This window comes from Nocardia sp. NBC_01329, assembly GCF_035956715.1.
GTDB lineage: Bacteria > Actinomycetota > Actinomycetes > Mycobacteriales > Mycobacteriaceae > Nocardia.
On the sequence record NZ_CP108381.1, the window covers coordinates 1,698,241 to 1,711,581 of the forward strand.

13 protein-coding genes are annotated in these 13,341 nt (G+C 67.6%); 8 read left to right on the forward strand and 5 right to left on the reverse strand.

Annotated features, from left to right (window positions below; translation table 11 throughout):
• Nucleotides 1-163: 163 nt before the first annotated feature.
• Nucleotides 164-601, reverse strand: coding sequence for a MarR family winged helix-turn-helix transcriptional regulator (locus tag OG405_RS07875; protein ID WP_327150951.1), 438 nt, complete (start codon nucleotides 599-601; stop codon nucleotides 164-166).
• A 73-nt stretch (nucleotides 602-674) separates the two neighbouring features.
• Between OG405_RS07875 and OG405_RS07880 the strand changes: the two genes are divergently transcribed.
• Nucleotides 675-1,916: an epoxide hydrolase family protein gene (locus tag OG405_RS07880; RefSeq protein ID WP_327150952.1), complete on the forward strand. Its 1,242-nt coding sequence runs from the start codon at nucleotides 675-677 to the stop codon at nucleotides 1,914-1,916.
• An 86-nt stretch (nucleotides 1,917-2,002) separates the two neighbouring features.
• Here the strand turns inward: OG405_RS07880 and OG405_RS07885 are convergent, their stop codons facing one another.
• Nucleotides 2,003-2,698, reverse strand: coding sequence for an Lsr2 family DNA-binding protein (locus OG405_RS07885; RefSeq protein WP_327150953.1), 696 nt, complete (start codon nucleotides 2,696-2,698; stop codon nucleotides 2,003-2,005).
• A gap of 164 nt (nucleotides 2,699-2,862) precedes the next feature.
• Nucleotides 2,863-3,615, reverse strand: a complete 753-nt coding sequence (locus OG405_RS07890) for a HEAT repeat domain-containing protein (RefSeq protein ID WP_327150954.1) — start codon at nucleotides 3,613-3,615, stop codon at nucleotides 2,863-2,865.
• A gap of 153 nt (nucleotides 3,616-3,768) precedes the next feature.
• Between OG405_RS07890 and OG405_RS07895 the strand changes: the two genes are divergently transcribed.
• From OG405_RS07895 to OG405_RS07905, 3 genes are all read left to right on the forward strand, one after another.
• Nucleotides 3,769-4,671 (forward strand): alpha/beta fold hydrolase, encoded by a 903-nt coding sequence (locus OG405_RS07895; RefSeq protein ID WP_327150955.1) that lies wholly within the window; start codon nucleotides 3,769-3,771, stop codon nucleotides 4,669-4,671.
• A gap of 71 nt (nucleotides 4,672-4,742) precedes the next feature.
• The gene (locus tag OG405_RS07900; protein ID WP_327150956.1) at nucleotides 4,743-5,477 is read left to right on the forward strand and encodes a MerR family transcriptional regulator; all 735 of its coding nucleotides are present in this window, start codon (nucleotides 4,743-4,745) and stop codon (nucleotides 5,475-5,477) included.
• Nucleotides 5,478-5,669: 192 nt separating this feature from the next.
• Nucleotides 5,670-6,707: a cupin domain-containing protein gene (locus tag OG405_RS07905; RefSeq protein WP_327150957.1), complete on the forward strand. Its 1,038-nt coding sequence runs from the start codon at nucleotides 5,670-5,672 to the stop codon at nucleotides 6,705-6,707.
• Nucleotides 6,708-6,734: 27 nt separating this feature from the next.
• Here the strand turns inward: OG405_RS07905 and OG405_RS07910 are convergent, their stop codons facing one another.
• A complete protein-coding gene (locus tag OG405_RS07910; RefSeq protein WP_327150958.1) occupies nucleotides 6,735-7,151 on the reverse strand; it encodes a DUF7144 family membrane protein in 417 nt (138 codons plus the stop codon).
• Between the two features lie 213 nt (nucleotides 7,152-7,364).
• On the opposite strand from OG405_RS07910, the gene OG405_RS07915 reads away from it, so the two are divergent.
• Nucleotides 7,365-7,901, forward strand: coding sequence for a hypothetical protein (locus OG405_RS07915; RefSeq protein ID WP_327150959.1), 537 nt, complete (start codon nucleotides 7,365-7,367; stop codon nucleotides 7,899-7,901).
• Nucleotides 7,902-8,192: 291 nt separating this feature from the next.
• Here the strand turns inward: OG405_RS07915 and OG405_RS07920 are convergent, their stop codons facing one another.
• Nucleotides 8,193-9,398: an acyl-CoA dehydrogenase family protein gene (locus OG405_RS07920; protein ID WP_327150960.1), complete on the reverse strand. Its 1,206-nt coding sequence runs from the start codon at nucleotides 9,396-9,398 to the stop codon at nucleotides 8,193-8,195.
• 143 nt (nucleotides 9,399-9,541) lie between these two features.
• Between OG405_RS07920 and OG405_RS07925 the strand changes: the two genes are divergently transcribed.
• The 3 genes from OG405_RS07925 to OG405_RS07935 all read left to right on the forward strand — a co-directional run bounded on the left by OG405_RS07925 (nucleotide 9,542) and on the right by OG405_RS07935 (nucleotide 13,280).
• Entirely contained in the window at nucleotides 9,542-10,474 is a 933-nt protein-coding gene (locus OG405_RS07925; protein ID WP_327150961.1) for a helix-turn-helix domain-containing protein, read from the forward strand.
• 233 nt (nucleotides 10,475-10,707) lie between these two features.
• Nucleotides 10,708-12,315 (forward strand): ABC transporter substrate-binding protein, encoded by a 1,608-nt coding sequence (locus OG405_RS07930; RefSeq protein ID WP_327150962.1) that lies wholly within the window; start codon nucleotides 10,708-10,710, stop codon nucleotides 12,313-12,315.
• Nucleotides 12,312-13,280, forward strand: a complete 969-nt coding sequence (locus tag OG405_RS07935; RefSeq protein WP_327150963.1) for an ABC transporter permease — start codon at nucleotides 12,312-12,314, stop codon at nucleotides 13,278-13,280. The genes OG405_RS07930 and OG405_RS07935 overlap by 4 nt, the downstream gene beginning before the upstream one ends.
• Nucleotides 13,281-13,341 lie beyond the last annotated feature (61 nt).

The window sequence follows — 13,341 nt, forward strand, 5'->3', positions numbered from 1 at the left end:
GGGGCCGGTCTGCGGCGAGCAGCCGCGAGATCCTCGGCCCCCTGACGCCGCCGAGCCACCCCCGTTGCGCACCATCACGGTGGACGTCTCCCTGGCCGAGGAGCTACCGGTGAACCCTCTGGGCCCGAGCGAGCGCGGTGGTTCGCCGGGTGGATCCTTCGTGTCAGCGCTTTCGCTCCAGCCGGGCGAGCCGGGTGAAGGCGGGCAGCGCGGCGGCGAGTGCCCGGCGGTGTGCGGGGCTCAACTCGGAGACCATCGGAATCAGGTGCCGGACGCGGTCGTCGTGGCGGGCTTGCCGCACCTGCCTGCCTGCCTCGGTGAGGTGAACGAGCACGGCCCGCCCGTCGCCGGGGTCACGGCGGCGCCGCACCAGCCCGTCGCGCTCCAGGCGTGCGATGAGTTGAGTGATACCCGGCTGGGTCAGCTGTTCGGTCTCGGTGAGATCGGTCAGTCGCGCGGGGCCCCGATGGGCCAGGGTGTCGAGCACCGACAGTGTGGTGAACGGCAGCTTCTCCTGAACCGGGATGCGGATGTAGACGCGGTTGAAGTCCTCTATTGCCGCGGCGAAGGCATCCACGTCGAAATCGTCGATATCGTCCACCCGGACAATTGTATACTCAACTTATATAAGACACTTATGTAAGTTGATTATTCCGAGCGGCTCAGGAGGCCGGATGAGTGACAGAACCCACGATGGCCGGCCGTTTCCCTTGGCGCCGAAAAAGATCAACGTTCCCGGCAGCGTCCTCACCGATCTGCGACAGCGGCTGGATCTGACCCGCCTGCCCGACGATGCCGGCAACGAAGACTGGTATTACGGGGTGCCTCGCAGCTACCTCCAAGAGCTGGTGGACTACTGGCGCAGCGGATACGACTGGCGCGCAGCCGAAGCCGAGATGAACACCTATCAGCATTTCGAAATCGAAATAGACCGTGTACCAGTGCATTTCATGCGCAGGCCCGGTGTCGGACCGAACCCGACTCCGCTGATTCTGACACATGGGTGGCCCTGGACGTTCTGGCACTGGTCCAAGGTCGCCGACCTGCTGGCGGATCCGGGGGCGCACGGCGGTGATCCGGCCGAGGCGTTCGACGTGATCGTGCCCTCGTTTCCCGGATTCGGGTTCTCCAGCCCGCTGGAGAACCGCCCGGATATCAATTTCTGGAAGGTCGCCGACATCTGGCACACGCTCATGACCGATGTTCTGGGTTACGAGAAATATGGTGCTGCCGGCTGCGACGTGGGCGCGCTCGTCACCGCGCAGCTCGGCCACAAGTACGCCGACGAGTTGTATGCCATCCACATCGGATCCGGACTGAAACTCACCCTGTTCAACGGCGATCGTGCCTGGGACTTCAGCGGCGGACTGCCGATCCCCGACGGCGTGTCCGCGGAGATACGCGCACGGATCGTAGAGCTGGACAGACGTTTCGCCGTTCACCTGGCCGCACACCTCCTCGCCCCCAGCACCCTCGCCCACGCCCTGTCCGATTCCCCCGCGGGCATGCTCGCATGGATCCTGGAACGTTGGTTCAAATGGAGTGACAACGGCGGAGATATCGAATCCGTGTTCAGCAGAGATGATCTCCTCACGCACGCCACGATCTATTGGGCCACCAACACGATCGGCACCTCGATACGTCTCTACGCCAACCACAACCGCTACCCCTGGACGCCTTCCCATGACCGTCTCCCGGTCGTACAGGCCCCCACCGGCATCACCTTCGTCGGCTACGAGAACCCACCGGGCATCAGCACCGCCCAACGCGTCGAACACTTCCGCGGCGGCGACCGCGCCCTGTGGTACAACCACGTCAACCTCACCGTCCACGAGCGCGGCGGCCACTTCATTCCTTGGGAAATCCCGGACCGATGGGTAGACGACCTACGCCGTACCTTCCGAGGACGGCGCTGACACTCGAGATATCCGGCAGCACCGCCACCGAATGCCAGGCGCTGCCGAAATCGGTGTGGCCTCACCTGGTCACCCCATGATTCGGTTCAATCGAGCCCGATGGTCGCCCGCTCCCACGCTTCGGTAATCGCGGCGGGAATCCGGCCTCTGCCGGGTAGTTCGTATCCGTTGGTGCGGGCCCACGCGCGAATGACGTGGGAATCGACAGACCCCGCCGCCTCCGACTCGAGATCGGTGCGGCTCGAGCCCGTCTGCTGCTGGGGGGAGCCAGCGGTGAAGCCGACACCGGCATCGAGAAGCCCGTCGGGGAACAACGGCACCTCGATCCGGCCGCTGAAGGCCGCAGCGAGGAACGCGACCAACCCGCCATCGAAGGTGTACCAGCCCGGCCCGCGGGCTTGGTTGACGGCTATGCGCCAGGCGTCGGGATCGTCCGCGGGGTCGGTGACCCAGAAGAGGTACTCACCGTTGTCGGTCACCCCGCAAACGAACAGGTTGTCCGGGTCGTGCGGTACCGGAAAAGCGCCGGTGGCGCGATCCTGCCGCAGGCGCCGGCGCAGAGTGGCCGGCAGCGGGCCGCGTAGATCGACCCACTCGGTCGGGCCGTGCGGGTGATGGACCCACAGGTACTCGCAGAATTTGCCGGGGCCGTACACCGTGGCGAGCTGCTTGTAGTCGGCGGGCAACTCGGCACCGACGGCGCTTTCGACGGCGCCCCAGTCCACTGAGACCGGCCCCGGCGGCGGTGGACAGATCTGCACGAGGTCCGTAATCGCAGCCATAACTGTGCGACATTACGGCAGGATGCCGACGCGCCGACCGTGCACGGGCCGCCGCGCATCGTGCCGACCAAGCCCATCCCGGGCCGAGGACGCGGTAGAGGTGTCACGACTCGAGGCTGCGGGCGCGGTGGTGCCGGGCTTCCGGGCACCCGAATAGGGCTGCACTACGGTCGTGTCGCCGCGGCGTCACGGACTTCGGGATCGGGATCGGCAGCCAAACGGGCCAGCAGTCGGCGGGCCTCGCTGCCACGGTAGCTCTGTAATGCCGACGCGAGAGCGTAACGGACCTCAGGGTTGACATGGTCGAGCAGGCGCGCGATATCGGCGACATCGCCACGACTACGCCGGCCCAGGCCGTAGAGGGCGTCGATCAGCTCGTCGTCATTGCCGGCGTTGCGTAACTGTTCCAGCAGTTGCGGTTTCGTGAGATCCGGTGGCTCGAGCGGGAACCGGCGGCGCAGGTCGGCGGCCTTGTATTCGCCACGCCCCAGGCAGGCCGGACACGCGCACGGCCGCCGACCGTGCGCGTCCGGGTGATACCGCCATCCCGTCACCTGTCGTACTTGCCGAATCCGATGCAATTCGGCGGGCGCGACAGGACGAGGTACGACGATCTGGTATCCGCGCGAGTCGGAGGCGTGGAGTATCACCGAGACAGCCTCGGCGGCGGTCATCTCCGTGCCGGTGGCCGAGTAGTGCCCGACAAGGACAGGTTCGTTGTCGGGTATCCGGAAATGCACAGCGATGATCTGCCGCTGCCCGCCGCGGCGCAGTTCGCGCAACCATTGGTGTGACAGCACATAAGACGGCATCACCGGCATACAGAACACTCCGCGGCCGAGACCACCCGCGGTGATGCCCGCACGGTGGATTCGCCGAGCGTTCTTCGCCGGCGTCAGGTGCATCAGCAGGGCCACACGACAAACCATAGCGATCCCGTGCCGGTGGAATTCCGACGATGTCGTGTGCGCGCATACCGGGCCTTTCCGGGGCCCGGGGTCGCGCGCACTTCGGATACTGCGGCGGACGGGATTGACCCTGACCCTGCGTCGGGGTTGCAAGCTCGGCACATGACGAACGACATCATCTCCTCGGCTCGGCTCGCACCACCGATCGGAGAGTTCCAGGGAATCGAGGGCCGCCGCATTTTTGCGCACCGGTCGGGGCGCGGCGGGCCGGCCGTAGTTTTCCTGCCCGGCGCGGGCGCGATCGGGCTCGACTATTTCGCTGTCCAGCAGCAGGTTTCGCAATTCACGACCGGTGTGGTCTACGACCGCGGCGGTACCGGTTACAGCGATCCGCTGCCCCTGCCGCGATCCGCTGCCGCGGTCGCCACGGAATTGCGCGATCTGCTGCGCGCAGCGAACATCACCGCGCCCTATGTGCTCGCGGCCCATTCGCTCGGCGCCTTCTACGCGCACCGGTTCGCGCAGCTGTACCCAGGGGACGTGGCGGGACTGGTGTGGTTGGACGGCCTGCACCGCGACTGGGACGAGTTCGTGCCGCCCGCGGGCAGCCTGGCCGAGGTCGAGCGGATGGCAGCCGATCCGGAGCAGCTCGACCATATGCGGTCGACCCTGCGCGCGATGCGCACCGAGTTGCCCGCGGGCTACCCGGAGCGGATCTGGCACTCACTGATGGATGCCAAGGTGACCGATGAATGGATGCGGGTCGGTATCGCCGAGCGGGCCGCCGCAGCCGGCCTCGCCGCCGAACTGCGGGCGGGGCCGGGCATCCCCGACGTCCCGGTGATCGCGCTCACCGTAGTGGGCGACGACCCGTCCCGGCAAGGGTCCGCCGCGCGGGAGTTGACCGACGCGAAGACGAGGATGGACGCGGCCCTGGTGCGGGCAGTCTCGTACGGCGAACAGCGTGTCCTCACCGGCACCTTCCACCACCGGCTCTGCTTCGACCGCCCCGGTGCCGTGGTCCGGGCGATCCGCGATGTGGTGGACCGGGCGGCGGACCGCTGAATTCACGGACCGCCGGCGTGCCGTCCCCCGGTCACGGCACTATCGTGTTCTTCGAAGACTCGAGGAGGACGGTGCTCACGATCGGCCGGCTCGCGGCGACCGCGGGAGTGACCGTGCGTACCGTTCGGCACTACCATCATGTCGGCCTGCTACCCGAGCCCGAGCGTGACGCCTCCGGTTATCGCCGCTACAGTGCGCAGGCGGCCGTGGATCTGATCCGGATAAGGACCCTCGCCGACGCCGGTGTTCCGCTGGCCCGTATCGGCGTGCTGCTCCATGCCCGGCCGGATGAATTCGAGGCGGCCATCACCGATATCGACGCCGGATTGCAGCGCAGGATCGACCGGCTCCTCGAATCCCGCCGCCGCATCGCCGATCTGGCGAGCGGCGAGAACCTGGTCCTGCCCGCCGAGGTGGTCGCCATCTTGAACCGGATGCGCGATCTCGGCGTCAGCGAACACAGAGTGCGAGCCGAACGGGACTCGTGGATCCTGTTGCAGGCCCTGGACCCGCTCGCCCTGCCGCAGCGGATCCAGGACAAGACCGCGGGCCTCGACGATCCCGAGACGCTGCGCCTGTATCTCGCCTGCGATCGATCGGTCGACTGGGACCCGCACGATCCGCGCCTGGACCGGCTCATCGACGATCTGGACGCATGGGAGATCGCACACGAGCGGGCCAGCGGCCGACCGGAGAGTCTGCGACTGATCTCTTCCCGGATCGCCGAGGCGTCACCGGCATGGCGTCGTATCCTCGACGCACTCGCGCACCGTGCCCAGCGGCGCGCAACCGCTGGGCACGGTTGAGCCCGCTCCGACGTCGGTTCCGGTAGCCGACGCGGGCGATATCGGCATCACCCGGCTATTCGCCGGTGACCACCGGCCTCCGGCACCGGCCGCGTACGCCGTGTCCGCTGCTCGCCGCGTTGCCCGACGATGGCCGTCGCGTCCGCGCGAGCGCATGATCGATAGGACCTCACCTGCGATGAAGGAGGATCTATGCGCAACCCGTCGGTCCACGTCGCATCGTTGTGGCAGGGCGAGAAGGTCTACCGCAGCGAACTCGGCTCGCTGACCAGACTCACCGCGGACAGCTTTCCGATCCTTTCCGGCCTGTCGATCAAACGCCTCACCCTGGCACCCGGTGCCTTCCGTGAACCTCATTGGCATGCCAATACCACCGAGCTCACCTACTGCACCGCCGGGCAGGCGCTGGTATCGGTGCTGGACGACGGCAGCCGGTTCTCCTCTTTTCTCGTTACAGCGGGAGAGATGTTCCATATCGACTCCGGTGCCCTGCATCACGTCGAGAACATCGGCGAGACGGACGCCGAATTCATCCTGGCCTTCCGCCACGAACGACCCGAGGATTTCGGTCTCAGCGCTGCCGTCGGCGCGATGACAGACTCCGTTCTCGGCAATACCTACGACCTGCCCGCGGCCGCTTTCGCCGATATCCGCCGCGGCACCACCGCATGCCTGGTCGCGCGGCGCGACGGTGCCCCCGATATCCCCGCCGGTGCTCATTTCGGCGACCCGCACCATTTCGCCGTCGAAGCCATGCCCGCCCCGGTGGACTCACCGGTCGGTTCGGCGCGTACTGCCCGTCAGCAGTTCTGGCCCGCTCTGCACGACATATCGATGTATTCGCTGCGGGTACGTGAGGACGGTATGCGTGAACCGCATTGGCATCCGGTGACCGCGGAGATGGGCTACGTGCACGAGGGTTCGGCGCGGATGGCCGTCATGGATCCCGACGGGACCGTGGACACCTACACGGTGAACGAGGGCGAAGTGTACTTCGTCCCGCGCGCCTATCCGCATCACATCGAAGTGCTCGACGCACCCCGGGTTCATCTGCTGATCTTCTTCGACCAGCCGACGCCGGCCGATATCGGTTACCGCGCGTCGATGAGCGCCTATTCGCGCAAGGTCCTCGCGGCCACGTTCGGTGTCGCCCTCGACGAGCTGCCCGAGTTGCCGTTCACGCCCGCGGACCCGCTCATCGTGACGCGGAACAATCCACTGCGACACTAGCCGACTGTCAGCCTGCGAACACTTCGATCACATTCGGTCGGGTCGCCAGGTCGAGACCGCCCAGATGACGACGAGGTCCAGGGCGATGACCACGATCGACCACCACGGGTAGTAGGGGATCCACAGGAAGTTCGCGATGATCGACAGACCCGCCAGGAACACCGCGGCGATCCGTGCCCACAGTGCGCCGGTCATCAACGCGATCGCCGTGATCGCCAGCAGCGCGCCGAGCACGATATGGATCCAGCCCCAGGTGGTGGTCGAGAACTGGAGAATGTAATCGGGGCCCGTCACGAACAACTCATCGGTCGCCACGGCGGAGATACCCGCCAAGATCGACAGCACGCCGACCGCGAGCAGCAACACCGCGGCGGCGATCGAGGTCACCGCGGCGACGCCGCGTTTCACCGGGGAGCGCTCCGGCTCGGTCCTATAGGTCGCCATATCCCGCCTTTCCGCGAGTTGTCGACTCACCAGACTCGCGCAGGCCCGGTGCCGCCACCTCACCCGCTGTGGGTGAAACGAGAGGTCCGGAAGTCGAGGTCCGCGGCAGGCGAAACGCCGCAGCATCCGGAGGTCGGAGGCCGGGGTGTGCGGCTGCGTCTACGGTGCGTGCACGGCGTGGAGCGGCCGACAGCGATCGTGTGGAGGATGCCGATGGATACCGACCAGCACACGCTTATCCACGGTCCGCTTTTCTCGCGCCGTATGCCGCTGGACCCGGGTAACGCGGCCAGCCGTGTCAGTGCCTACATCTACGGCAACATTCTGGTCCTGACCGCTTTGGTCCCGGTGGTGACCTCGTACAAACACGTCGGGATCCTGGTGGTGCTCGGTACCGCCGCCTCCACTTTCATCGCGCACAGTTTCGCCGAAACCGTCGGTGACAGTGTGCGGCAGCGCCGCACCGCGACGATGAGCGACCGGGTCCGTGAACTGCGGAACTCCGTGCCGATCTTGAGCTCGGCGGTTCTGCCCTGTGCGATCCTGGCCGCCGGTTGGCTGGGGTGGATCGAGCCGCGGGCCGCGCAGATCCTCGCCGAGGTGGTCGTGCTGATCCGGATCGGTGGGATCGTTTTCGTGATCGGCCGGTTGCGTGGCGAACATCCCGGTCGGGCCTCGGTCGTCGCCGCGACCTTGCTGACCCTGGTCGCGACCACGGTGGTCGTGGTGAAGATCGCCCTCTCGCACTGAGCGCGGCAGGTACTGTCGACCGGCTTCTGTGTCCTCGGCCCGCGCGGTGCGGCCGTTCGCCGGGTCACATCGGCCGGTCGGAATAGTCCGCGCGGTGTGCCGGTTGAACTGGCTGTCGGCGTCCGGACAGCCCCGGGCCTCACCCCTTCAGTCGCTACGAGCGACCACTCGCCGAGAGGCGCTTGTGGGACGTCGGCCTCGGAGTCGTGGCGCCTGTCGGCGCCGGGCGGCTCGACGCCGCCAGGTGCTTCACCTGGCGGCGTTTTCATCTTCGGCGTCGGTGCCGGCGGATCAGCGGGCGGCGGCCGCGCGGCGGGCAGCGCCCACGGCGCGTTTGGCGATGGCCCAGCGGTGCACTTCGGAAGGGCCGTCGTAGATCCGGAACGGCCGGACCTCGCGGGAGAGCCGAGCCAGGGGCAGATCCTCGGAGACACCGAGCCCACCGCAGAGCTGGATGCTGCGGTCGACGACGCGGAAGATGGCCTCGGCCGCGAAGGTCTTGGCTATGGATGTAGCGTCACCGGCCTGTCGGCCGTTGTCGAGCTCCCAGCAGGCGCGCACCAGCAGCGCGCGACTCGCGGCGATATCGATCTCGTTGTCCGCCACCATCTTCTGGGCGAGGCCGAGGCTGCCGATGGCCGACCCGAAACCTTCGCGCTCCGCGACGTAGGTGACGGCGACATCATGGGCTCGGCGGCAGGCACCGAGCCAGCGCATCACATGGGTCATCCTTGCCGGACCGAGCCGGACCTGTGCGTATTCGAAACCGCGGTCGACGGCACCGAGCACCGCCTCGTCGGGCACGAACAGATCCTCGAAGAAGACCTCGCAGTGGCCGCCGATCATGGCGCGGTCCAGGGTCTCGATATGGCGGCCTACGCGGAGACCAGGGGTGTCGGCGGGTGCGAGGAACATGGTGGCGCCGCCGCGCTGACCCGGCTCACCGGAAGTGCGGGCCATGATGATGAAGAATCCGGCGCCGTCGGCCCCGGTGATGAAGTGTTTGTGGCCGTTGATCCGCCAACCGCCGTCCACCTTCGCCGCCCGGGTGGCGAGCGCGGAGGGATCGGAACCGGCGCCGGGCGCGGGTTCGGTCATGGCGAAGGCGGACCGCAGGACACCGCGGGCCAGTGGTTCCAGGTAGCGCGCCTTCTGTTCCGGGTCGGCGATATGGGCGAGCATATGCACGTTGCCCTCGTCGGGGGCGGCGATATTGAGCGCGGTCGGACCGAACAGCGAATAGCCGGCTTCCTCGAACACCGGCGCGCGGTCCGACATCGACAGTCCGTGCCCGCCGTACTCGATCGGCGCGTGCGGGGCGAACACCCCGGCCTCCCGTGCCTGCTCCTGCAATGCGACCCGGATAGCGTCGCCGCCGGCCGCGGCGATATCGCCGCGATTGTCGTCCTCGACCGGCAGGACCGACTCGCGCACGAATACGCGCGTGCGCTCAACCAGTGCCTCGACATCGGCGGAATAGGTCAGATCGATCGGCATCGCAGTCCTCCTGGCGTTCCGGCGGATCGCTGAGCCAACCGAGCGATCGCTCCGAATGAACACTCTCATCAGGGTGTCGAGATGTCAAAACTAGCTTCTGAACTGCGTGATATCGATACTGGGTGATCGTAGGATGTTCGGATATGCTGAACAGCATGCTGGATCCGATCGCCCACGGGCCACTGCCGCCGCACGAAGCGATCCGGGCCGCGCGCCGTGCCGGCGGGCTGTCGCTGCGCGAGGTCGCGCGACGGATCGGGGTGAGCCCGGCGACGCTGAGCGCGCTGGAGAACGGGCGCACCGGTATCTCGGTGGGCCGCCTCACCGACCTGGCCTCGGCCCTCGGCGTACCCGCGCACGATCTGCTGGGCGGGTCAGCCGCCGCCCCGGCTCTCCTCCGCCCCGCCGCCCCGGCGCCCCGGCCGGGCATGCGCGAAACGCCCGGACCCGGACGCTGGCGTGAGTTCGGTCCGCCCGGATTCGACCCGGTGCTCACGGCCGCCATCGCCTTGTTCGTGGAGATCGGCTACCACGGCACCACAGTGCGCGCGCTGGCACAACGCGCGGGCACCAGTGTGCCCGGCCTCTACCACCACTACCGCGACAAACAGGAAGTGCTGGTGCGGATCCTCGACCTCACCATGGAAGATCTGCACTGGCGGATCCGCGCGGCCCGTGCCGAGGGCCGCGACGGGGTCGAGCGGGTGCGGTTGATCGTGGAGGCACTGGCGCTGTTCCATACCCACCGCCGGGAACTGGGCTTCATCGGAGCCAGCGAGATGCGCAGCCTGCTGCCCGTCGACCGCACCCGGATCGCCCGCTCACGCAGCGAACTCCAGCAGATAGTCGACGACGAGATCGCCGCGGCCGCCGCCGCGGGTGAGCTCACCACCCCGCACCCCCGGATGGTGGGCCGAGCGATCACCACCATGTGTACCGGGATCTCGCAGTGGTACCGCGAGAACGGGGGAGTGAGCGCGGAGGAGATCGCGGCCCAGTACGGGGAATTCGCTCTCGATATGCTCGACGTGGCCGTACCCGCCCTGCGACAGTCCGGAGTCGAAGCGTTTTCGTGAGGCTTCTTCGTGTGCCGGGTGGCCCGGACGCGGCCTCCGCGGATATCGCGGGGTCCCAGCCGGGCGTCGGCCGTCGTCCGCGCCCAAGGTTTGGATTCAGAGTGATCGAGACCGGCGACGCCGCACCGGCCGCTGTCTAACGTTTTTTCCAGTATCCGGGAGACCGCCGAGTCGGCGGCCCCGCTCGACGATGCCGCGGCCGGTCGCCGACGCGGTGCGATCCGGAGAACTCGATGAAACGACCCGTAACCCTTTTCGGGGTAGTCGCCGCTCTGTACGCCGTCGCGGCGTGTGGAGGCGGGGTGAACCCGGCCGGTATCAGCGGTCCACCGCAGCCCGGTGGAACTCTGCGGTACGGACTCTCTCAGGCACCGACCTGCTCCGATCCGGCGCAGGGCGGTACCAACCAGACGATCTATGTCACCCGGCAGGTCGCCGATTCGCTGACCGATCAGGATCCGGCGAGCGGTGAGATCCGGCCGTGGCTGGCCGAACGCTGGGAGGTGAGTCCGGACGCGCGGACCTTCACCTTCCATCTGCGCGACGGAGTGACCTTCAGCGACGGCACCCCACTGACCGCGGAATCGGTACGCGGGACCCTGGATTCGGTAGTGCACGTGCTGGGTGGCGCGAAGGCGCCGCTGGCCGCGACCTATCTCGCCGGCTACACCGGCACCGATGTGCTGGATCCGCAGACCGCGCGGGTGCGATTCAGTGCACCCAATGTGCAATTCCTGCAGGCGACGTCGACACCGCAGCTGGGAATCCTCGCCGCGGTCACCACCGCGAAAGATGCCGAACAGCGCTGCCTCGGCGATACGATCGGCAGCGGCCCGTTCACCTATACCGAGTACCGCCAGGGTGATTCGGTCACCCTGGCCAAGCGCGCCGGATACAACTGGGGCTCGGCGGTATTCGCGCACCAGGGTGAGGCGTACCTCGACCGTATCGAATTCACGGTCGTCCCGGAGTCCGGGGTACGCACGGGCAGTCTGGTGTCCGGCCAGCTGGACGCGACCAGCGATGCCCTGCCGCAGGACGCGCCCCAGATCGAAGCCGCGGGTGGCCGGGTGGCCACCGCTTCCAATCCGGGTATCACCTTCGGTCTGCAACCGAACGTCACACGGGGCCCGCTGCGAGATCGTGCGGTACGTACGGCACTGCTGCCCGCGGTCAACCGGCAAGAACTCGTCGATACGGTGCTGGGTACGCAGTTCCGGGCCGCGACCAGCCCGCTCGCCCATACGACACCCGGCTACATCGATCTCAGCGGTGACCTCGGATTCGATATCGACGCGGCGAAGCGGGCCCTCGACGCGGCGGGCTGGGTGCTGGGTGGCGACGGTGTTCGCGCGAAGAACGGGGAACGACTGTCGTTCGGGGTGCTGTTCAGTGCGGCCTTCGCCGGGAATCAGGCCATCCTCGAGCTCCTGCAGCAGCAGCTGCGGGCCGCGGGTGTGGAGTTGCGGCTGGAGCCGGCCGCCAGCGCCGACTACACGCTGCGGCAGAACACCAAGGATTTCGACACCATCTACTACAACGTCACCCGCGCCGACGGCGATATCCTGCGCACCAACTTCGGGCTCGACGCCCGCAACCTCAACGACCGCGGCGCGATCCCGGCACTCGACGAGGTGTTGTCCGGTCAGTTGGCGACGGTCGACGCCCCGAAGCGAGGCCGGCAGATCGGGGAGGCGCAGCGGCTGTTGCTCGCCGAGGGATTGTGGATCCCGACCATCGAGCTCTCCCAGGCCATCGGTGTCGCGAACACGGTTCAAGGCCTGACCTTCGAGGCGTCGGCACGTCTGCAGTTCTTCGACACCTGGCTGAGCGGCCGATGACCGTACCGGCCCGATATGTGCTGCTGCGGGTGCTCCAGGCCGTCGGCGTGCTGTGGGCGGCGTTCACGATCTCGTTCGCGGTGCTGTACCTGCTGCCCGCCGATCCGGTGCAGCTCGCTGTGGACGCCAGCCCGGGCACACCGGTCGACGCCGCCGCGGTGGCCGAACTACAGGCCAGGTACGGCCTGGACAAACCCCTGTGGGAGCAGTACGGGACGGCCGTGATCCACGCTGTGCGCGGTGATCTGGGGCATTCGCTGAGCACCGGTCAGACCGTCGTCGAGGCCATCGGGGAGGCATTGCCCTCCACACTCGCGCTGGCCGGTACGACGCTGCTGCTGGCCGTGGTGTTCGGATCGGCCCTGGCGCTGGCCGCCTCCTATACCCAGAGCGAACGGCTGCGCGGTCTGCTGACCGCGCTGCCGCCGGTCGGGGCGTCCATGCCCACATTCTGGGTCGGGTTGATCCTGCTGCACCTGTTCTCGTTCCAGTTGCGGCTGGTCCCCGCGTTCGGCGGTACCGGTTTCAGCGGGACGATTCTGCCCGCGGTCACCCTGTCCGTCCCGGTGGGGGCGGTGATCGCGCAGGTGCTCTACAGCAATCTGATCACCACGTGGCAGCAGCCGTTCGTCGCGGTCGCGTTCGCGAAGGGCGCGTCCCGCGCCTGGGTGCAGTGGCGGCATGTGCTGCGCGCGGCGGTCGGGCCGGCGCTCACCATCGCCGGGGTCTGGGTCGGCACGGTGCTCGCCGGATCGGTGATCGTGGAAACGGTTTTCGCGCGCGCCGGGGTCGGCCGCCTCACTCAGACGGCGGTGCTGAATCAGGACATTCCGGTGGTACAGGGCATCGTCGTTTTCAGTGCGGCGGTGTACGTGCTGGTGAATCTGCTGGTGGATCTGGCATATCCGTTGCTCGACGCGCGGGTGGTGGACGGGTTCCGTGGGAAGGAGAGGGCCCTTGCCTGAGGTTCGCGAACTCGTCACACCCCAGTGGGAGAAGGCACGGTCACCCCGCCCGGGCCGTCCA